This is a genomic window from Collinsella sp. AM15-2 (assembly GCF_003471985.1).
Lineage (GTDB): Bacteria > Actinomycetota > Coriobacteriia > Coriobacteriales > Coriobacteriaceae > Collinsella.
Window position 1 is genome coordinate 1 of record NZ_QRKO01000021.1, and the last position, 18,691, is coordinate 18,691.

The 18,691-nt window shown below is 60.6% G+C and carries 18 protein-coding genes and 1 tRNA gene; 8 read left to right on the top strand and 11 right to left on the bottom strand.

The window, feature by feature from the left end; translation table 11 throughout:
* Window positions 1-193 precede the first annotated feature (193 nt).
* Window positions 194-2,140: a DUF2207 domain-containing protein gene (locus DW171_RS10190; protein WP_158571041.1), complete on the bottom strand. Its 1,947-nt coding sequence runs from the start codon at window positions 2,138-2,140 to the stop codon at window positions 194-196.
* A 395-nt stretch (window positions 2,141-2,535) separates the two neighbouring features.
* Here DW171_RS10190 and gluQRS point away from each other — a divergent pair, with 395 nt between their 5' ends.
* Window positions 2,536-3,654, top strand: a complete 1,119-nt coding sequence (gene gluQRS / locus DW171_RS08390) for a tRNA glutamyl-Q(34) synthetase GluQRS (RefSeq protein WP_255413393.1) — start codon at window positions 2,536-2,538, stop codon at window positions 3,652-3,654.
* A gap of 17 nt (window positions 3,655-3,671) precedes the next feature.
* Here the strand turns inward: gluQRS and DW171_RS08395 are convergent, their stop codons facing one another.
* Window positions 3,672-4,397, bottom strand: a complete 726-nt coding sequence (locus DW171_RS08395; protein WP_117776840.1) for a metallophosphoesterase — start codon at window positions 4,395-4,397, stop codon at window positions 3,672-3,674.
* Between the two features lie 85 nt (window positions 4,398-4,482).
* Window positions 4,483-4,722: a hypothetical protein gene (locus tag DW171_RS08400; protein ID WP_117564911.1), complete on the bottom strand. Its 240-nt coding sequence runs from the start codon at window positions 4,720-4,722 to the stop codon at window positions 4,483-4,485.
* A 549-nt stretch (window positions 4,723-5,271) separates the two neighbouring features.
* Here DW171_RS08400 and DW171_RS08405 point away from each other — a divergent pair.
* The 3 genes from DW171_RS08405 to DW171_RS08415 are packed head-to-tail and all read left to right on the top strand — an operon-like array spanning window position 5,272 to window position 7,897.
* Window positions 5,272-5,814 carry a DUF4342 domain-containing protein gene (locus DW171_RS08405; RefSeq protein WP_118270935.1) on the top strand — a complete coding sequence of 181 codons (543 nt, stop codon included), beginning with the start codon at window positions 5,272-5,274 and terminating at the stop codon, window positions 5,812-5,814.
* Window positions 5,815-5,832: 18 nt separating this feature from the next.
* The gene (locus DW171_RS08410; RefSeq protein WP_118270936.1) at window positions 5,833-6,618 is read left to right on the top strand and encodes a response regulator transcription factor; all 786 of its coding nucleotides are present in this window, start codon (window positions 5,833-5,835) and stop codon (window positions 6,616-6,618) included.
* The gene (locus tag DW171_RS08415) at window positions 6,602-7,897 is read left to right on the top strand and encodes a cell wall metabolism sensor histidine kinase WalK (RefSeq protein ID WP_118270937.1); all 1,296 of its coding nucleotides are present in this window, start codon (window positions 6,602-6,604) and stop codon (window positions 7,895-7,897) included. The genes DW171_RS08410 and DW171_RS08415 overlap by 17 nt, the downstream gene beginning before the upstream one ends.
* 295 nt (window positions 7,898-8,192) lie before the next feature.
* Here DW171_RS08415 and DW171_RS08420 read toward each other — a convergent pair whose 3' ends face one another.
* Together DW171_RS08420 and DW171_RS08425 are read right to left on the bottom strand one after the other, a co-directional pair.
* Window positions 8,193-8,567 carry a VOC family protein gene (locus DW171_RS08420; RefSeq protein ID WP_089573578.1) on the bottom strand — a complete coding sequence of 125 codons (375 nt, stop codon included), beginning with the start codon at window positions 8,565-8,567 and terminating at the stop codon, window positions 8,193-8,195.
* An 11-nt stretch (window positions 8,568-8,578) separates the two neighbouring features.
* The gene (locus DW171_RS08425; protein ID WP_117564906.1) at window positions 8,579-8,866 is read right to left on the bottom strand and encodes a PTS sugar transporter subunit IIB; all 288 of its coding nucleotides are present in this window, start codon (window positions 8,864-8,866) and stop codon (window positions 8,579-8,581) included.
* A gap of 163 nt (window positions 8,867-9,029) precedes the next feature.
* Between DW171_RS08425 and DW171_RS08430 the strand changes: the two genes are divergently transcribed.
* The 3 genes from DW171_RS08430 (at window position 9,030) to DW171_RS08440 (ending at window position 11,545) form a co-directional block, all read left to right on the top strand.
* Window positions 9,030-9,653, top strand: coding sequence for a hypothetical protein (locus tag DW171_RS08430; protein WP_118270938.1), 624 nt, complete (start codon window positions 9,030-9,032; stop codon window positions 9,651-9,653).
* 31 nt (window positions 9,654-9,684) lie between these two features.
* Window positions 9,685-9,769 (top strand) — tRNA-Leu (locus DW171_RS08435).
* 474 nt (window positions 9,770-10,243) lie between these two features.
* Window positions 10,244-11,545: an ATP-binding protein gene (locus tag DW171_RS08440; RefSeq protein ID WP_118270939.1), complete on the top strand. Its 1,302-nt coding sequence runs from the start codon at window positions 10,244-10,246 to the stop codon at window positions 11,543-11,545.
* Window positions 11,546-11,580: 35 nt separating this feature from the next.
* Here DW171_RS08440 and DW171_RS08445 read toward each other — a convergent pair whose 3' ends face one another.
* The 3 genes from DW171_RS08445 to eno all read right to left on the bottom strand — a co-directional run bounded on the left by DW171_RS08445 (window position 11,581) and on the right by eno (window position 14,840).
* Window positions 11,581-12,582 (bottom strand): hypothetical protein, encoded by a 1,002-nt coding sequence (locus tag DW171_RS08445; RefSeq protein ID WP_118270940.1) that lies wholly within the window; start codon window positions 12,580-12,582, stop codon window positions 11,581-11,583.
* Window positions 12,583-12,602: 20 nt separating this feature from the next.
* Window positions 12,603-13,364: a septum formation initiator family protein gene (locus tag DW171_RS10345; protein ID WP_233539141.1), complete on the bottom strand. Its 762-nt coding sequence runs from the start codon at window positions 13,362-13,364 to the stop codon at window positions 12,603-12,605.
* A gap of 186 nt (window positions 13,365-13,550) precedes the next feature.
* Window positions 13,551-14,840, bottom strand: a complete 1,290-nt coding sequence (gene eno, locus DW171_RS08455; protein WP_117564903.1) for a phosphopyruvate hydratase — start codon at window positions 14,838-14,840, stop codon at window positions 13,551-13,553.
* 376 nt (window positions 14,841-15,216) lie between these two features.
* Here eno and DW171_RS08460 point away from each other — a divergent pair, with 376 nt between their 5' ends.
* Entirely contained in the window at window positions 15,217-16,584 is a 1,368-nt protein-coding gene (locus DW171_RS08460; protein ID WP_118270941.1) for an ATP-binding protein, read from the top strand.
* Between the two features lie 39 nt (window positions 16,585-16,623).
* Here DW171_RS08460 and mazG read toward each other — a convergent pair whose 3' ends face one another.
* From mazG to larC, 3 genes are read right to left on the bottom strand one after another with little or no spacing between them, the layout of a single operon-like run.
* A complete protein-coding gene (gene mazG, locus DW171_RS08465; RefSeq protein WP_118270942.1) occupies window positions 16,624-17,484 on the bottom strand; it encodes a nucleoside triphosphate pyrophosphohydrolase in 861 nt (286 codons plus the stop codon).
* Window positions 17,485-17,486: 2 nt separating this feature from the next.
* On the bottom strand, window positions 17,487-18,035 hold the full coding sequence (gene yfcE / locus DW171_RS08470) for a phosphodiesterase (protein WP_118270943.1): 549 nt from the start codon (window positions 18,033-18,035) through the stop codon (window positions 17,487-17,489).
* Window positions 18,036-18,092: 57 nt separating this feature from the next.
* Window positions 18,093-18,578 (bottom strand): nickel insertion protein, encoded by a 486-nt coding sequence (gene larC / locus DW171_RS08475; protein ID WP_118270944.1) that lies wholly within the window; start codon window positions 18,576-18,578, stop codon window positions 18,093-18,095.
* Window positions 18,579-18,691 lie beyond the last annotated feature (113 nt).

Consider the following 18,691-nt stretch of genomic DNA (forward strand, 5'->3'; position numbering starts at 1 on the left):
CGACGGACCTCGGGACGCTCTTACACCACGTCTGCGCGCGCCACCAGCAACAGTACTCATATTTGGTATTTTTTGTCCACTGCCCCTTGTGCGAAGGTCCTCAGCGGAAAGTTTGACCCGTTTCGATGCACAAAAATGGGATGAATCTTCCCTGGCAACCGCCCAGAAAGATCCACCCCAAAGCAAGCGCTCGCTAGAACGTTCCGCCGCCGCCTCCGCCGACGCCGCCACCGCCGCCACCGGAAAAGCCGCCGCCGCTGCCGCCGCTCGAACTATCGGAACTCGAAGCCAGCTCGTGGATGGTCTCGTGGTACACATCGTTGAACGAATCGAGCGGGGACTCGTTGCCGTAGTGATGGTAATACCACCAGTAGCAGGGGTAGTTGTCGTAGAAATCGTCGCTGTTGCGCAGGTCCGCAGGCACGGCCTCGGCCAGCTGTCGCAGCACTTCTTTCGAAACGCCCAGGGCAACGCCCATCACCAGCAGTTTGTTCCACAAGATCAGGTCGCTGGGGACGGCCTCCTTCAGACGCGTAAAGTCCTCGAGCCAATGCTTGAGCGCCTTGCAGCGAGCCGCCACCTCGGCGCCCTCCGGCGTGTAGCGGCGGAAGGTGCAGCTCAGGACAAAGCCCACGATCGTGACGGGGATCGAGATCATAGCGGCACCGACGTTGGCGTCCGCAAAGTCGGTATAGATCAGAGAGCCCAGAATGCCAAAGACGATGATGATGCCGAGAACCAAGCCGGCAACCAGGGCGATGGTGCCGTCCGAGGCGATAAGCTCGCGCGTCTCCAGCTTGCCCTTAACCGTGCTTTGATAGTCCTCGAGCTTGTTGCCAACAGATTCAGTACGCTCGCTGGCATACTCCTCCAGCTCGCTAAACGTGCGTGAACGGACGCCGTCTTTATCGGGCTTAACGCCGGCGAAGAAGACCTTGAGCACATCGCGATCGATGCCGTCCTTCTTGGCAGCCTTCCAGGCCTCGTCGGTCACTGTGATGCGATACGTCTGCTCCTCTTTTTCGCGACGGAGCAGACCCTTCTTCTTGGTCTCGGTCGCTTCTTCCAGCTTGATCACGCGGTCGTCGGTGAGCTTCATAAGCGTGGCGATATATGCCTGATCGGGCACGTCGTTCCAGCTCATGAGGGCCGAAAGCACGGCGGGATGGTCGGCCGAAGGCACATCGCGGAAATATTCGTCCTGGAAAAGCGGCTTGGGCTTGCGGCGGCGCAGCTTGAGCACAACGATTGTGCCGGTAAAGGCCACCGCCGCGACAACACTTAGCACGGCAAGCGCATTGGCAATCATGCGAGCGTGAGCGCGGCGAGCGTTGGCCTCGTCGGCCCATTCCTTCTCTTCGCTCAGAATCGTCGACATGCGCTTTTCGCCCGAGACGGCAAGCTGCGGCACCCAGTCGCTGGGGAAGGCGATGCGTGCCTCGGCGAATTCGCCCTCATGCACGCAGGGAATGGTATAGGTGACCATGGGCTCGTCCGCATCGAGCGACACGTCGCCCGTCAGTGGGCCGTGGCCCCATGCGCGGAAGTTATCGCCCTTGACGGCAGCCGTCCCGGCAGCGGCATTTGCAAAGTAGACTTCCATCTCGACGTCATCGGAATCCGCCGACCAGCCGTCACCCACGAACTTCCAGTAGAGCTCGGCGGTATCGGCCCAGTTCATAACCGCACCGGTCATGGAATAACTCACGTAGTAGATTGCGCTGTCGCCGCTCTCGTGGGGGCTGAACACCTTAATCTTTACGCCGTCGTCGGACTGCTCCACCGTGTAAACGCCGTCGTCGCCTTTGTTTGCGCTGTCGACCTTGTTAAACGCAGTGTCGTCTTCCTCGACGCTCAGCACATTGACGACCACCGAGCCGCCTTGCTGGTTAGAGCCTGTATTGATATCCCAATACACGCCGTTAATGTCGTCGTCGAAATCGAACTGGCGTCCCTCGACAACGGTCAGCGAGCCATCGGCCTCAACCGTGGCACCGATATAGGTTTGGCTCATGGAGTAGCCGTCGGCGTGCGCGACGGCAGGCAGCAGCAACAACGCAAGCGCGACGGGTGCGCAGACGGAAGCGAACCGCGCAAACAGGCGGCGCTGCCGACAGGGCTGGGCAACGGGGGCGTTCATAGGCACATCCTTTGTCTGTGGTACCAGTAGCGTCATTGTCCCACGTTTGCGAGTTCATGTGACGAACATCTAGGTCAGCGGAGCGTCAAAACGGGACAAAAGTCACGCCCGCCGCCGGCACCTGGGGACGTTCCTTATCTGCCGGCAATCTGGGACACTCCTTGGCATAGCCCGCTCCGGCAATAGATACCACTTCATAGCTCCATCACAGGTGTAGCGGCTTTGTGTGGGCGCGGCATGCGCTGATTGAGCCGCCAGTTGAGGGGCATAAAGCAGTTGAGCGAAAACGGTTTGCCCCTTTGCCGTCCGCTTGAGGATCATGTCCCCCTTTTCCGCGGAAACCCCGGCAGTTGCGAAGAGCTGCCGGGGTTTCTGTCGTTTGAAGGCTAGATTGATTGACGACGATTAAGGCGCCGAGCCGGTGGTCCGGCACGCGCAACGTGTGGCCTCAGCAACTTGCAGGCCACGGCAGCGTCTCCCCCACCGCGCCCCGCGCTATACTCGTCCGCATGGACATCAACGCACGCAACATAGCAACAACCGCCGCCGACGCGCCAACGACGCCGGCCGCTCCCGCGCCCGTCGTGGGGCGCTTCGCCCCGTCGCCCTCGGGCCGTATGCACCTGGGCAACGTGTTCAGCTGCCTGTGCGCATGGCTTTCGGCCCGCAGCCAGGGCGGCAGCATCGTGTTACGCATTGAGGACCTGGACGATCGCTGCAAGCGCCCGGAACTTGCCGCCCAATTGATTGACGACCTGGCCTGGCTGGGGCTGGAGTGGGACGAAGGCCCCTACTACCAGCACGACCGCCTAGACCTGTACGAGAGCGCCTTGCGCCGGCTGAAAGACGCCGGCCTCACCTATCCCTGCTTTTGCACACGCGCCGAGCTCCACGCCGCGAGTGCACCGCACGCGAGCGACGGCACGCCCATCTACCGTGGCGCCTGCCGAAGTCTTTCGGCCGAGGAGGTGGCCCGCCGCAGCGCCCTGCGCGCCCCGGCCACACGTCTGCGCGTGCCCACCGTCGACGACCTCGCAGACGACGTGATCGAATTTGTGGATCGCACGTACGGCGCCCAATGCGAAGCACTCGCCACCGAGTGCGGCGACTTTTTGGTGCGCCGCAGCGACGGCGTGTTTGCCTATCAGCTAGCCGTGGTGGTCGACGACGCTGCCATGGGCGTCACCGAGGTCGTGCGCGGATGCGACCTGCTGGGGTCCACACCGCGCCAGATCTATCTGCAGCACCTGTTGGGACTGCCCACGCCGCACTACGGACATATTCCGCTGCTCATGGCACCGGACGGCCGCCGCCTTTCCAAACGAGACCGCGATCTGGACCTGGGCGAACTCCGCGCCCGCTTTGGCACGCCCGAAGCGCTGCTGGGCTGGCTCGCCGGGCAAACGGGCATCGCGCCGGACACCACGCCGCGCTCTGCCGAGCGGCTGGTCGAGCACTTTAGCTGGGATGTTATCCGCGCGCACCGAGAGAACATCGCTGTAACGGCCGAGTAGCCAAATACGCCCCACCCCTACGCAACATCCCAAGGCTGGAGTTCGTCGCCCAGGCGAACGATGCAGTCGTAGAGCACGGTATGGCGCTCGGTCGGGTTGGCATCCCGATGAAAATGCCCGTAGTACCAGCGCTTGTAGTCCAAGCGGTCTTCCAACTCGTCAAAAAATGCCGTAAGTCGATCGACGGCGGGGCAATTCCAGCCGGGCGCCGGATAGAGCGTGGGCGAAAGCATGCGCGTAGAGCAGGTGTGGGTGACCACGTAGTCGACCTTCCAGGCCACGCTGTCGAGCTTCGTCCGTGTCTCCTCAAAGTTGCGCTCGTCCGGCAACTCCTGCGGCCACCAGCTGGAATACGGAATGCGGTATTCCTTGTCCACGCTCGTGGCGCCGCCCATGATAAAGACCGTTGAGCCGTCGAGTTCAAAAACCTCGCCGCGCGTCAGGCGCCGTATGGGCGAGGTGTCCGACAGGCGCTGTGTCAGTCCGCCGTGCCACAACTCCATGGGTCGCTCCGCCCAGTGGTCGAAACGTTCGTGATTGCCGTCGACGAACAGCACGGTATAGGGGCGCGACTCCAGCCAAGCGATGTCGGCGCACTCCTCGGCAGAGAAATCCCACGGAAAGCCAAAGTCGCCGGCAATGATGAGATAGTCGTCGCTCGTCAGGCTTTCCCCAAGATCCCAATCGCGCAGCTTTTGCATGTCGAGGCCGCCGTGAATATCGCCCGTCACATAGACCGTCATCGGATCACCACTTCCCTGTAAGTCGCTAGCCCACATTCTGCACGATCACTAAGCCAACCGTTCCAGCCCTTCCATCCTTTAGGACCTACCCCTCGCTCTTCCATCCAAACGGGTCAAGCACCCAAAAAACCAGATCGAGCACGCCGCTGGTCATCATGGCACCGGCAAGGGCCATGCAAACATGCAGAGAACTGGCACTTCGGAGCACGTCAAATGGTCCCAGAACAGCCAGCAGCGCGACCGCCACGCCGGCCGCGCACAGCACAAGACACGGCCCTGCGTCCTTGACGCACTTCTTTGCAAGGTGCTTGGTGTTGCCACTCATCAATATCGAACTCCTTAGAGGGTCGTTTTTCAGATGCATGCCGCCGCGACGGAGCATGGCGGCAGGGTAAGTGTCACATATCGTGCGGACATCAATGGAGAAACCGCCTGCTCGACCAACCCTTGACGCCGTTTTGCATCGGTACCCCATCCCCCGCTATCGGGCTCTATTACTTTTTCCGCGAAGTGAGCGTCTGTTTTTGGACCCCTGGAGCATCCGCATTTTTCAACGGCATAAACGCAGGATTCTGGCATCAAAACCGCAGAGAACGGCGCCCTCAAAGTGTCAATGCTTCGGGGGTCCGATTTTGCTCGTTCACTTCTCGGGAAAAGTATTAGACCTCGCCGCGGGCCACTAATAATGACCCCTCTATACACACCCAAAAACTCATCCAACATTAATCTTGGCTCAAGAATCGCTTAATCTATAACCTGCACTATAGAGTTCGACCGAGGGCGGGGCGGCACCGCGCAACGCAGGCCGCCGAACGCAACGCTCGCGCCCGGGCAGATCGCCCGGCGTCGCGCCCATCGAACGAAAGGACAGGTCATGGACGACCTCGAAAAAGTTGAAACCATCCGCACCAAGTGCAACGTGAGCTACACCGATGCCAAGGCTGCGCTCGACGCCGCCGACGGTAACGTCCTGGACGCCATCATCTGGCTCGAGTCGCAGGGCAAGACCCAGACCACGTCGGCGCATGCCGCCACCGAGTCCGAGCCGGTCGATGAGCCCTCGGCCGAGATGGTCGCCGCGCAGGCCGCCTACGAGAAGTCGAGCGAAAAGACCGACTTTTCCAAGAAGATGGACAGCGTGTGGGAGTACCTCAAAAAGCTCTTCCGTCTGAGCCTGGACACCAAGTTTATCGCCACGCGCCGCGACGCGATCATCCTCAACATCCCCATCCTGATTCCCATCGTCGCCCTGTTTGCCTGGGGCGCCACGATATGGCTGATGCTGATTGGCCTGTTCTTTGGCATGCGCTACCGCATCGACAGCGACGGCGACGTGCCCGGCAGCATCAACAACCTTATGGATAGCGCTGCTAACGCCGCGGACGACATCAAGCAAAATCTCAACGACGACAAGTAATCGCAGACGGGGGCACGCATGGCACGAATCCTGATCGTAGAGGACGAGGAGAAAATCGCCCGCTTTGTGACACTCGAGCTGGAGCACGAGGGCTACCAGGTGGAGCACGCCGCCGACGGACGCACCGCCGTTGACCTGGCGTTGGAGCGCGACTACGATCTGATTCTGCTCGATGTACTGTTGCCGCAGCTCAACGGCATGGAGGTGCTGCGGCGCATACGCAAGCACAAGGATGCGCCAGTGATCATGGTCACCGCGCGCGATGCCGTGATGGACAAGGTTGCCGGGCTCGACGCCGGCGCCGACGATTACCTGACCAAGCCGTTTGCGATCGAGGAGCTGTTCGCACGGATCCGCGTGGCGCTGAAGCGCTCGGAAGCCGTGCGGGCGGCTTCGGGCGTTGGCGGCGGCGGGGCCGGGGCTGGCGTAGCGAGCGGCACGGCCGCCGGTATCGCCACAATGTCCCCGGCAACCGACACGGCCCAGACCGCTGCCGCGCCCTCCCCCGCCGCACTCGCCGTGGGTTCGGTCGCGCTCGATCCCGACCGCCGCGAAGTCACGGTCGGCGGCTCGCCCATCGCGCTCACGGCCCGCGAGTTCGATGTCCTCGCCCTGCTTATGACGCATGCCGGCTCCGTGCTCACGCGCGAGCGCATTGCGCACGAGGCGCTAGGCTACGACTATGTGGGCGACACCAACAACGTCGACGTGCACATCGCGCACCTGCGTGCCAAGATCGAAGACGCCGGCGGTGCCCGCATCATCCAGACCGTGCGCGGGGTGGGCTATGTCTGCCGCGCGTAACGACGAGGCCAAGCGCGTCACCTCCATCGCCCGCGCCATCAACTGGAGCTATATGTGGCGCCGCTTGGTGAGCTACGTCTGGCTGGATCTGTTACTGCTGCTTGTTGCGGCGGCGATCCTCGTCTATGGCTACAACCAGACGCTGCCCGATGGCTCGTTTACCGCGGGATGGATCCCCAGCGCCAGCGTTCGCAGCATGTCGCTGACGCCCGCGCGCGGCTGGGACCTGACAACGCTCACCTATACCGTCGAGTTTGCGCGCACCACCAAGACCTTCCCCCTCGCGCAGGACCTCGTCGCGCTATGGCCTCTCTACCTTGTCGTTGTGGGTTGGCAGGTCATCAGCGTGCTCAACATGCTCGGCGGCGCCCGCCGCGTGCGCCGCACCATGGCGCCGCTCAACGACCTGGCCCTGCGTGTGGACGAGCTCGGCCGCATGCAGCTCGCCGGCGGCAAGATGGAAACGCTGGAGCAGGCCATCGAGCGCGCAAGCGTCGACTCACCGAGCGTCGCCACCGGCGACGCCGACCTGGCGAGCATCGAGGTCGCACTCAACCGCCTGCTGCGCCAGATGCAAGAGGCAAAGCTGCAGCAGATGCGCTTTGTCAACGATGCGAGTCACGAGCTGCGCACGCCCATCGCGGTGATTCAGGGTTACGTGAACATGCTCGACCGCTGGGGCAAAGACGACCCGGACGTGCTGGCAGAATCCATCACCTCGCTCAAAGCCGAAAGCGAGCATATGCAGGAGCTCGTGGAGCAGCTGCTGTTTTTGGCACGCGGCGATGCCGGTCGCACCGTGCTGCGGCGCGCGAATACCAACCTGGCTGCACTGGTCGGCGAGGTTTGCGAAGAATCACAGATGATCGATGCCGGGCACACATATCGGCTGGCGTATGATGCCGCACTTACCGGCGACCCGCGCTGCAACGCATCGGTTGACGTGGCACTCGTGAAGCAGGCGCTGCGCGTGATCGTGCAGAACGCCGCCAAGTATTCGAACGCGGGCACGTCCATCAGATTTGGCGTAGTGCCGGATGCGAGCGCGGGCACGATCGACATAAGTGTTGAGGACGAGGGTATCGGCATGAACCAGGAATCCGCAGCTCACGCTTTTGAACGGTTCTACCGCGCCGACAACGCACGCGATGCCGGCGCGCAGGGCTCGGGTCTGGGGCTCGCCATTGCCAAGTGGATCGTCGACAGCCATGGCGGTGTCATCGGCGTGACCTCAGTCGAGGGCGTCGGCAGCCGCTTTACGATTCGCCTGCCGCGGTAGGGGCGTCTCTCACGAATCGAAGGTGAATGCTTTTCCGCGAAGTGAACGACCTATTTTGGACCCCCGAAGCATCCACACTTTTTGACGCCAAAACTGCAGGAAAAACCTTACGAAACCGCAGGAAACGGTGCCTCCAAAGTGTCGATGCTCCAGAGGTCCGATTTCACTCGTTCACTTCGCGGAAAAGCATTCACCTTCGTTTTACGGCAGCCCGTCAGTCACCCTCTCGGCATTAAAAATGGGGTAAGGCCACGTGGCCTTACCCCATTTTTCGTTAGCTATGGCAGCTTGTGCGCTACTCGCGGCACAGGTGCACGGCGAAGCCGGCGAACTCGCGCTTAAAGTACACGAGCTTAGTGCCGCCGTCGGGCAGCAGCACGCGCGACTCCTCGTTGACCTCGAGCCCGCGCTCGGCAAACCACTTCTCGGCCGCATCGATGTCGTTGACGGCAAAGCCGATGTGGCCCTTGGTGCCACGACCGTTCTGCTTCATGACCTCGATCAGCGAATCGTTAAAGTACGAAACCGGGGTCTCGATAACGGGCAGGCCCATCATCGTCGAGAACAGCTCCGCGATCTCCAGGGCATCTGCCGGGTCGGTGGCGTTAATGCCCACATGGGCAACGCGCATGCCAAAGAGCTCGACCGGATTGGCGTTCTGCTCACTCATACAGTCAGCGCCTACTGAGCCATGACGTCGAGGACGGCCTTCTCGGCAGCGACGCGGTTCATGCCGGTCATGAAGGGCACGCCGCTCACGTACGGGCAGGTGAGGCCCTCGGGGGCAACGGTGGTGGCGATCAGCAGATCGGCGCCCTCGTCGCAGTAGTCCTTGGCCTCGGAGATGGCGCACTGCACGATCTCGTACTTGCCGGCATAACCGTTGGCGTCGAGCAAGGTGGCGACCTTCTGGGCAACAAGCGTGGAAGTGGCAGCGCCAGCACCGCAAGCCAAAACGATCTTCTTCATAGGTAGTGTCTCCCTTCATGGTTTACTTTAGGTAAGTGTACCGCAGCGAGCGATGGCACTCAGCCTCGATGAGCTTTTATGCCAGTTTGCTTGCGCGCTGCGTATAATACATCTAGTACGTGTTGCCATACCGCTCGCTTTACGAGCGACTAAGGATCCTAATATGCCCGATTCCCGCACACTCTGGACCGCCGTCGTTATCATCTGCATCGCCGTGTCGGTGTTCTTTAGCGTCAAAAAACGTACCACGTTCAAACGCCTGCAGCAGCTTATGGCCGCCAAGCAGTGGGACGAGTTTGATCGTTTGCTCGACGCCAAACTCACCAGCATGCTGTACCCGCGCTACAACCGTGATTACCTGCGCCTGAACTCCTATCTGCTGCGCGAGGACCACGAGCGCGTCGACGAGATGTTCGACCTGCTGCTGGGGCTCAACCTGCCCAAGATGCAGCGCGTCGACCTGGTGATCAAGGCCTTTAACTACTACGTTGGGCAGGAGGATCGCAAAAAGTCCAAGGAGCTTCTGCACGAGATCAAGGGCTTTGAGGGCGGTCAGGCCGAGGCGGTCGCACACGAATGCCAGCTGATGTACGACACGATGATCCTCAAGCGCCACAACGACATTCCCGAACTGGAGCGCATGCTCGAGGATGTCGGCGACGACCCGGTCAAGCGCTGCCGCTTGGAGTACCTGCTGGCCCTGCAGTACCAAAACAAGGGCGACGAGGCAAAGTTCCAAGAGTTCCTCGAGAAGTCGGGCCAACACTCGATGGCCGTCAACGCGTAACGGACGGCTTGTGCTAGACTTCTAATCTTACGGGGGCGTGGCGGAATTGGCATACGCAGGAGACTTAAAATCTCTCGCCGCAAGGATTGTGGGTTCGAGTCCCACCGCCCCTACCATGTAGTGCTTACGAGCCCGTGTCCCCCAGGGATGCGGGCTCGTTTCTTTTGCACGCCGGTGGGGCTCGAACCCGCGAGGGGGCGAGCGTTAAGCAAACGCGGAGCGTTTGTAGCGAGCCGGCGAGGGCGCCGGCAGGCGACCGAGGCCGGTGCGTATTTGCTGCGCAAATTCGCAGACGTCCCACCGCCCCTACCACGCATTGTTTACGAGCCCGTGTCCCCCGGAGACGCGGGCTCGTTTCTTGTGGATGCCGACACGGATGATAAGTTGCGGTGGAATAGTTCTTGTTTATGCTGTTTACCAGCCTATTTAAGAACTATTTCACCGCAGCTTAGGTTGATACTCCCACATTTTTCGATGGAAGAACGTGGTTGTCTCGCACATTTTTCGATGGAAAAACGTGGTTGTCTCGCACATTTTCCAAGGGAAACGCGCATATGGCCTTATACTAGCCGAGAGGGTTGGGAGGCAATATGCAACGACAGCTTATGAGTGAACTTATCGCTTGGAAATCAAGGGCGAATCGCAAACCTCTCTTGCTTAAGGGAGCCCGCCAGACAGGAAAGACGTGGCTTCTTAACAAATTCGCAAGCCAGCAGTATCGAAACGTCATTCGTTTTGACTTTATGCTCGAGCCGAGCGCACGTTCGCTGTTCGATGGGGACCTCGACCCCAAGCGCATCATCTCCCAGATAGAACTCCTAAGTGGCCAAACCATAACGCCGGCAGACACGCTCATCATCTTTGACGAGATCCAAGAGGCACCGCGCGGCATCACCTCGCTCAAGTACTTCAACGAGCTTGCGCCCGAATACCATATCGTCGCAGCCGGCTCCTATATGGGCCTCGCGCTCCGGCGCGAAAACGAGTCATTTCCCGTCGGCAAAATCGACCAGCTCACCATGCGTCCCATGGGGTTTACCGAGTTCGTTCGCGCCGTCGATGGCAACCCGCTCGCCGACGCCATCCTTGCCGCAGACATGAATCTTCTGGCAAACGTTACCGAAAAGCTCGAGCACTTGCTCAAGGAATACCTCGTTGTCGGCGGCATGCCCGAAGTCGTCTCCGCCTTCGCCGCGACCCGCGATTTCATCGAAGCCCGCAGGCTTCAGCAACAAATCATCGAGGCTTACGAATCTGATTTTGGCAAACATGCGCCCGCCCGCATTGTCGAGCGCATGAGGCTGGTTTGGAAATCCCTCCCCGGCCAGCTTGCAAAGGAAAATAAAAAGTTCATCTACGGAGCCCTTCGCCCCGGGGCGCGCGCACGCGATTTCGAAGAGAGTCTCCAGTGGCTCATGGATTACGGAATCGTTCATAAGGTGCCGCGCGTTTCCGCTCTCAGGGCACCGCTTTCGAGCTATGAGGACCTCTCAGGCTTCAAGCTGTTTTGCATCGACACCGGCATCCTCGGCGCGCTCTCCAACCTCCCACCGACCATCGTCCTGGACGGCTCCGCTGTTTTCACCGAGTTTAAGGGCTCGCTCACCGAGCAATATGTCGCACAGGAACTCTTACTGCAAGGCAAAAGCCCCGCGTACTGGTCCTCTACCTCTGGCAATGCCGAAACCGATTTTGCTATCGATCACATGGGGGCTGTACTTCCGCTTGAGGTCAAGGCGGCGGAGAACCTTAAAGCGAAGAGTCTGAAAATAGCCTGCGAAAAATTCAAACTCATGCGTTGCGTGAGGACCTCCCTGGCGGCATATAGAGACGAGGACATGCTCGTCAATATTCCGCTTTGGGAGATTGGGCAAATCGACAGGCTGGCATAAGTAGCTAAAATAGCCCCGTCCCAAAAAGACTAGTTTTAGAGGGTGCTCAGGCTCGGGGCCCATGCGATGGTGGGGGTCGCGCCGTCGAGAGTCTCGTTGATGGTGGCGGCCATGCCGGCAAGCAAGCTGTTCTCGCTTACGGTGAGCGTGTCGTAATTGCCAGCGCGCATGAGCTCGCGAATTACCACGGCACCGGCCAAGATCACGCCCGCGCGTTTGGGCTGCACGCCTGGCAGCGCGGCGATGCCTGCAACATCCAGCGTGGACATGCGCTCGATAGCGGCCGAGACCTGCTCCATCGAAAGCTCGCGCAGGTGCACAAAACTCGAGTCGTACGGCTCCAGCTCGTGAACGAGCGCCACGAGCGTGGTGACGGTGCCACCCACCGTGACCAGGCGCTCGGCACGCTCAAAATCGACGGGCAGGCCCTCAAAATAGGCAGCGAACTGCTCGCCCGCCCAGTTGGCGGCGGCAGCAAGCTCGCCGTCCGTTGGCGGCAATGCCGAGAAAAACCGCTCCGTCACACGACGGCAGCCAATGTCCAGCGAACGCGTGCCCTCCAGCGCAAAGACCCCACGCTCCGGTGCGTACACACCCGTCGCGAGTTCCGTGGACCCGCCGCCCGAATCCGCGACAATAATGCGCTCGCCTGCAAAGTCGTGCGCCACGCCAAAAAACGTCAGGCGCGCCTCGACCTCGCCCGGAATCACCTGCGGCTCAAGCCCCAGATCGCGCAGGCCGTCCAGCAGCAGTGCGGCATTGGATGCATCGCGCGCGGCGCTCGTGCAGGTGGTGCAGATGCACGCGACCCCAAAGGCACGTGCCTCGTCCACAAACATGCGGCATGCGGCAAGCACGCGCTCAACGGCCGCCTCGCAAAAGCGCCCCGTCGCGTCGACACCCTCGCCTAGATCGGTAATCTCGGTATGCTTGGACGATTCCACGATCGCCCCGCCCTCGACCTGGGCCAGCACCAGTCGCGACGACACCGTTCCCAAGTCAATCGCCGCCACCTTATATCGTTTGCAATTCGTCATTGCAGGCTCCCCTCCGGGCGCTATTCGCCGCTGGACGCGACCGTCTGACCCTCGACGCCGTTAAATCCAAACAGCATGTCGAGCGTCTGGATGTACCACGGCGCGTCCTTGCCCACCTCTTCGATCTCTTTGGCCACTTCGCTGGCCTTTTTGGCGTTCGACGACTTCTTGCTCGAAGACGAATCCGAATCGTCGTCCAGGCCCAGCACGTCAATCTTGGTCTCGCCGGGCATCACCAGGCCCAGATCCTCGGTCGCCGCGTCCTTAATGCCCTCCTCCGAGAGCAGTTTGTCGACGCTTTTCTGCAGCTCGTCGTTGTACTGCTGGCGAATCTCGACCTGCTTGGCCAAGATGTCGCTCGAGCGTTTGGCAACGTAGAGGTCGCGCACGGGAAAGTACAGGCTCACGAGCACCAGGGCAACGACAATACCGATAAACAGTCCACGCTGGGGCCCATGGGTAAAGTCGTAGATTGCCTTAATCACCGCGTTGTCGTTGGCGTAGTGCATGAAGTCCGAGCCCGAAAGACGGCTCGAGGGCTTGGTCGACTTGTCGTGCGCTTGAGCAGACGGGCGCGATTCGTACGTCGCGCGCGACGGACGGTCCGGGCGATGCGTCGACATATTCGTTTGAGCATGGGAGTGCGAAGTGCCCGGCGTGCGATGCGTGGGACGGTCAGCACCCGTATATTCGGGCCCGCCAAGCTGCACCGAATGCGCGCGGCGAGACGACGGCTCACGCGAACCGGCGGAATAGTACCTGTTGTCGTAAATCTGATCCATGTGCGCCTTGTGCGGTTGAGGTTTGTTTGCGCTAAGTATTCTAGTTATAGCACGAGCGCGCGCACCGCCTTCGGCAGCCTTTGCTCGACATAAAAAAGGCGCTGAGCCACACGGCCCAGCGCCCAATAGCGGCCATCAGAAGTCGAACAGAGCCGAGTCAACCCCGCCCCCGCGAGCACCGCCCGTTTAGCGAATGTTGTAGAACGCGGCCTTACCGGCGTAGCGCGCGCTGCCCTCGAGCTCATCCTCGATGCGGATGAGCTGGTTGTACTTGGCAATACGGTCACTGCGGCACGGGGCGCCCGACTTGATCTGGCCGGCGTTGACGCCCACAACGAGGTCGGCGATCGTGGAGTCCTCGGTCTCGCCGGAGCGGTGGCTCACGATGCAAGCGTATCCGGCCTCCTTGGCGGTCTCGATGGCCTCGAGCGACTCGGTGAGCGTACCGATCTGGTTAACCTTGACCAGGATTGCGTTGGCGGCACCCAGCTCGATACCCTTCTTGAGGCGCTCGGTGTTGGTGACGAACAGGTCGTCGCCCACCAGCTGCACCTTGTTGCCAATGCGACGGGTCAGCTCGACCCAGCCGTCCCAGTCCTCCTCGGCCATGCCGTCCTCGATGGAGATGATGGGATAGGTGTCGACGAGCTTTTCCCAGTAATCAACCATCTGGGCGCTCGTGTACTCCACGCCCTCGCCCTTGAGCTCGTACATGCCGGTCTCGGCGTTGTAGAACTCGGTCGAGGCCGGGTCCATGGCGTACATGAAGTCGACGCCGGGCTTAAAGCCGGCCTTCTCCACGGCCTTGGTGATGTACTCGAACGGCTCGGCATTGGTCTTGAGGTTGGGCGCAAAGCCGCCCTCGTCGCCCACGCCGCCGCCCAGGCCGGCCTCGTGCAGCACGCCCTTGAGGGTGTGGTAGACCTCGGCGCACCAACGCAGGCCCTCGGCAAAGCTCGGGGCGCCCACCGGCATGATCATGAACTCCTGGAAGTCAACGTTATTGTCGGCATGGACGCCACCGTTGAGGATATTCATCATAGGCGTGGGCAGCAGGTGGGCGTTGACGCCGCCCAGGTACTGGTACAGCGACAGGCCCGCCGACTCGGCAGCGGCGCGGGCGACGGCCAGCGACACGCCCAGGATGGCGTTGGCACCGAGCTTGGTCTTGTTGGGGGTACCGTCCGCGGCAATCAGCGCGGCATCGACGGCGCGCTGGTCGAAGGCGTCGAGGCCCACGACGGCGTTAGCGCACTCGTTATTGACGTGCTCGACGGCCTGCGAAACGCCCTTGCCCAGATAGCGGCCCTTGTCGCCGTCGCGCAGCTCACATGCCTCAAAGGCGCCGGTCGAAGCACCCGAAGGCACCATTGCGCGGCCAAAGCTGCCGTCCTCGAGCACGACCTCGACCTCGACGGTGGGATTGCCGCGGCTGTCGAGCACCTCGCGACCGTAGACGTCCAAAATATCGCTCATGTTGTCTCCCTCTCACTTGGAAACGTAGTGGATGCAAGCGACTGGCCGACTGTGCACCATCGGTGTGCCTCCGTAAGTTAGCCATGTCGCACTTTTTGCATTATGCCCTAAGTTAGCCAAGGGATACATATGAATTGGAGAAATCATTCTTTGGGGCGCTTGTTTTTGCACCGAGCATTCATCTCTAGAGGTCGCCCCCCCCCATTAAATTCTTCTATCGGCATACCGTCTTTACCTGGCTTGCGAATGAAAGAGCCAATAATGTGCTTTTACATCGTGCAAAGTTCTGGATATCGTGCAAATCTAAGGGTCTGAAGTTCTGGATATCGTGCATAATCAGGTCATAAAAGTTCTGGATATCGTGTACGAGGTAGCCATGCTTAAACGAAAAGCCTATGACAAACTACTAAAATGGAAGCATGAAAGCGCTGGTAAAACAGCACTTCTTATTGAAGGAGCCCGTCGCGTCGGCAAGAGCACGCTTGCCCGCATGTTTGGAGAAACCGAATACAAGTCCTGCCTTGTCATTGATTTCTTTCAAGCACCTGCCGAAGTTAAGCAATATTTTGAGGACTACCGCACCGACTTCGACTCGCTTTTCCTCTATCTCTCGGTTTTCTATAACGTCAAACTCTATGAACACGAGACGCTTATCGTCTTTGACGAGGTCCAGATGTACCCGCAAGCACGCGGACTCATCAAGTATCTCGTTGCAGACGGACGTTACGACTACATCGAAACTGGATCCCTGCTCAGCATCAAGCAGAACATTAAAGATATCGTCATCCCATCCGAGGAAGAGTCTCTGGAACTTGAGCCCCTCGACTTTGAGGAGTTTCTTTGGGGCATGGACGAAAAGGGGCTGGCCGATCTCATTCGCATGAGTTTTAACAAGATGAAGCCGCTCCCCGATGCCCTACATCGCAGAGCGCTCTCCCTTATGCGCGAATACATGCTCGTAGGCGGCATGCCTGAGCCGGTATCCATCTATGTTGAACAGCGCGCTTTTGCGCCCGTCGACGCTTCGAAGCGCCGAATCGTCCAGCTCTATCGCAACGATATCTCTCGTTTTGCAACCGGTTACGAATTCAAAGTCGTCTCCGTACTTGATGGCATCCCGGGTCAGCTCTCTAGGCACGAAAAGCGATTCAAGCTTTCCTCACTTGATAAAAACGCACGCATGCGCACCTACGAAGAAGCCTTCTTTTGGCTGGCAGACGCGCGAATTGCCAATATCTGCTATGCCGCAAGCGAACCGAGCGTGGGCCTTTCACTCAGCATGGAGCAAACGGCCCTCAAGTGCTACATGGCAGACACCGGCCTGCTTGTAACGCTTGCCTTCTCTGACAACAACGATACCGATGAAGACGTTTACAGGGCCGTGCTTCGCGGCGACATCGGATTGAACGAAGGAATGCTTACCGAAAACTACGTTGCCCAATCTCTAAAGGCCAATGGACACAGGCTCTTCTTTTATTCCCAAAGCGGAAAGAAGGAGGGGGAGGAGCGCATGGAAATCGACTTCCTCGTTACCCGACCCTATGTCAACGCCGCTGGAAAGCCGCGCATCAGCCCCATCGAAGTTAAGTCGCCGCGCAAATACGGGACCATCTCCCTCGATCGGTTCCGCGCACGCTTTAACAAAAAAATCGGGACGGCATATGTGCTGCATCCTAAACAACTCGAGTGGGATGCCGAAGCACAGCTGGCACATCTTCCGCTGTATATGGCCTTTTGCTTGTAGAGACCTCTCTGTGAATGGATACCGTGAGAGACGCAGGTCTCACTCGCTTGCTTTTGCTTGGTCCCACAGGTCATTGAGTTGAGCGGTTGAGCAGACGGCGAGGTCATCGCCCGCCTCGCGCGCAGCAGCCTCCATCGCGGCCCAACGGTGGCGGAACTTTGCCGTGCTCGCACGCAGAGCACTCTCGGCGTCTATGCCCTCCTTGCGCGCAACGTTGACCAGGGCAAAGAGCAGGTCGCCAAACTCCATCTCGCGCTCGGGCGAGCCGGGAGTCTCGGCCTCAAACTCGGCGCGCTCCTCGGCGACCTCGTCCCACACGTCCTGGACTGTCTCCCACTCAAAGCCCACGGCAGCCGCCTTGCGCGACACCTTCTGAGCCTGCATCAGCGCCGGCAGATGCGTGGGCACGCCGTCGAGCAGGCCCTCGGGCGCAGCCTCGCCCGCTGCCACGGCCTTGTCCTTTGCAGCCTTCTCGGCAAGCTTAACCTCGTCCCAGATCTTGAGCACCTCATCGGAGCTCTCGGCGTCCGCATCGCCAAACACGTGCGGATGACGACGGATGAGCTTGGCGTCGATATCGCGTGCCACATCGGCAAGTGTAAACTCGCCGGCGTCCGCCGCAATCTGCGCATGCAGTACCACCTGCATGAGCACGTCGCCCAGCTCCTCGCGCAGATGCGCCACGTCGTCCGCCTCGATGCAATCGAGCGCCTCGTAGGCCTCCTCGATCATGTTCTTGCCAATGCTGCGGTGCGTCTGCTCGCGGTCCCACGGGCAGCCATCGGGCTGACGCAGACGCCAGATAGTCTGCACCAAATGCTGCAGCTCGGCCGACACGTCGACCAGCGTGGACAGATCGCGCGAGCCCTCGGCATTTTGCCGAGCCATGTGCTGCGCCATGATTATTTCTCCTCCAGGATCACGTGACGGAATGCGCCGCCCTCGTAGATGCCGTAGCTGTGCGTGCCGTCCTTGGGGATGCTCACGCTGCCGGGGTTGAAGAGCCATAGGCCCGGGCGTGCCTCGCTTGCCTCGTTAACCTTGATATGCGTGTGGCCGTAGACGAGCGCGGAGCCCTCGGGCAGCGCGGGCACGTGGTCGACGCTGTTGTGCATGCCGGCGCCAAAGACGTGGCCGTGCGTCAGGAACAGTTCACGGCCGGCCTCATCGAACAGCGTGGCGTAGTCCGCCATGACGGGAAAGTCGAGCACCATCTGGTCGACCTCGGCGTCGCAGTTGCCGCGGACGGCGATGATGCGGTCGGCCAGGGCGTTGAGCAGCGGAATCACGCGCTTGGGGGCGTAGTCGCGCGGCAGGTCGTTGCGCGGGCCGTGGTAGAGCAGGTCGCCCAGCAGCACGATGCGGTCGGGCTGCTCGGATTCGATTGCGGCGACCAGACGCTCGGTCCAGTATGCCGAGCCGTGAATGTCGGAAGCGATGAGGTATTTCATGGGAGGGTCCTTTCGGATGGGGTTGATGTGGCCAGGCGCGAGATGTGGCCGGGCGCGCTATTCAAATCGCAGTGCCAAGGCTTGTGCCGCCTGCATCACGCGCTGGAGCGGCGCGTTGTGCTCGCGGGCAAGACGGGCGCAATCCTCGTACTCGGGAGCCGCGCGCTCGCTGCCGTCGGGCAGGGTCGCCACCTTAACGGATACCTCGCCCCAAGGCGTTGTCACCTGCTCGAATCGGCGCGGCAGGCAAACGCGTTCCATCACCTGGCGACGAACGGCGTTGGTCGTGGTCTCCAAAAAGATAATCGTCTGTAGGCACTCGATATCCTCGTGCGAGCAGATCACCTGCAACTGCCATCCGGGGCGGCCCTTTTTGCAGTAGAGGGGCAGCCAGTGCACCTCGCGGGCGCCGGCCCCGCGCAGGCGGTCGGCGGCATAGGCGAGCACCTCGGGCGACGCGTCATCGATGTCGCACTCCAGCTTGACGATAGTTTCGGGCGCATCGGTCTCGCGAGACAGCGGAGATGTGCTATCGCATTGCATACGGTCTGGATCCTTTCCGCACGGACTCGTTTTGCTCACTCAAACGCTAGCACATCGGACAATGGCACAGGCGTGACTTTCGTCCGTCGCCGCCCTCGCCCCTATCCAAACAT

Excerpts from the sequence above, each read along its gene's own strand:
- DW171_RS08405 (WP_118270935.1), top strand. The coding sequence starts at position 5,272 with ATGGACGACCTCGAAAAAGTTGAAACCATCCGCACCAAGTGCAACGTG.
- eno (WP_117564903.1), bottom strand. The coding sequence starts at position 14,840 with ATGAGCGATATTTTGGACGTCTACGGTCGCGAGGTGCTCGACAGCCGC.
- DW171_RS08430 (WP_118270938.1), top strand. The coding sequence starts at position 9,030 with ATGCCCGATTCCCGCACACTCTGGACCGCCGTCGTTATCATCTGCATC.
- DW171_RS08395 (WP_117776840.1), bottom strand. The coding sequence starts at position 4,397 with ATGACGGTCTATGTGACGGGCGATATTCACGGCGGCCTCGACATGCAA.
- mazG (WP_118270942.1), bottom strand. The coding sequence starts at position 17,484 with ATGGCGCAGCACATGGCTCGGCAAAATGCCGAGGGCTCGCGCGATCTG.
- DW171_RS08460 (WP_118270941.1), top strand. The coding sequence starts at position 15,217 with ATGCTTAAACGAAAAGCCTATGACAAACTACTAAAATGGAAGCATGAA.
- DW171_RS08410 (WP_118270936.1), top strand. The coding sequence starts at position 5,833 with ATGGCACGAATCCTGATCGTAGAGGACGAGGAGAAAATCGCCCGCTTT.
- DW171_RS10345 (WP_233539141.1), bottom strand. The coding sequence starts at position 13,364 with ATGGATCAGATTTACGACAACAGGTACTATTCCGCCGGTTCGCGTGAG.
- DW171_RS08420 (WP_089573578.1), bottom strand. The coding sequence starts at position 8,567 with ATGAGTGAGCAGAACGCCAATCCGGTCGAGCTCTTTGGCATGCGCGTT.
- DW171_RS08415 (WP_118270937.1), top strand. The coding sequence starts at position 6,602 with ATGTCTGCCGCGCGTAACGACGAGGCCAAGCGCGTCACCTCCATCGCC.
- DW171_RS08440 (WP_118270939.1), top strand. The coding sequence starts at position 10,244 with ATGCAACGACAGCTTATGAGTGAACTTATCGCTTGGAAATCAAGGGCG.
- yfcE (WP_118270943.1), bottom strand. The coding sequence starts at position 18,035 with ATGAAATACCTCATCGCTTCCGACATTCACGGCTCGGCATACTGGACC.
- larC (WP_118270944.1), bottom strand. The coding sequence starts at position 18,578 with ATGCAATGCGATAGCACATCTCCGCTGTCTCGCGAGACCGATGCGCCC.
- DW171_RS10190 (WP_158571041.1), bottom strand. The coding sequence starts at position 2,140 with ATGAACGCCCCCGTTGCCCAGCCCTGTCGGCAGCGCCGCCTGTTTGCG.
- DW171_RS08445 (WP_118270940.1), bottom strand. The coding sequence starts at position 12,582 with ATGACGAATTGCAAACGATATAAGGTGGCGGCGATTGACTTGGGAACG.
- DW171_RS08400 (WP_117564911.1), bottom strand. The coding sequence starts at position 4,722 with ATGAGTGGCAACACCAAGCACCTTGCAAAGAAGTGCGTCAAGGACGCA.
- DW171_RS08425 (WP_117564906.1), bottom strand. The coding sequence starts at position 8,866 with ATGAAGAAGATCGTTTTGGCTTGCGGTGCTGGCGCTGCCACTTCCACG.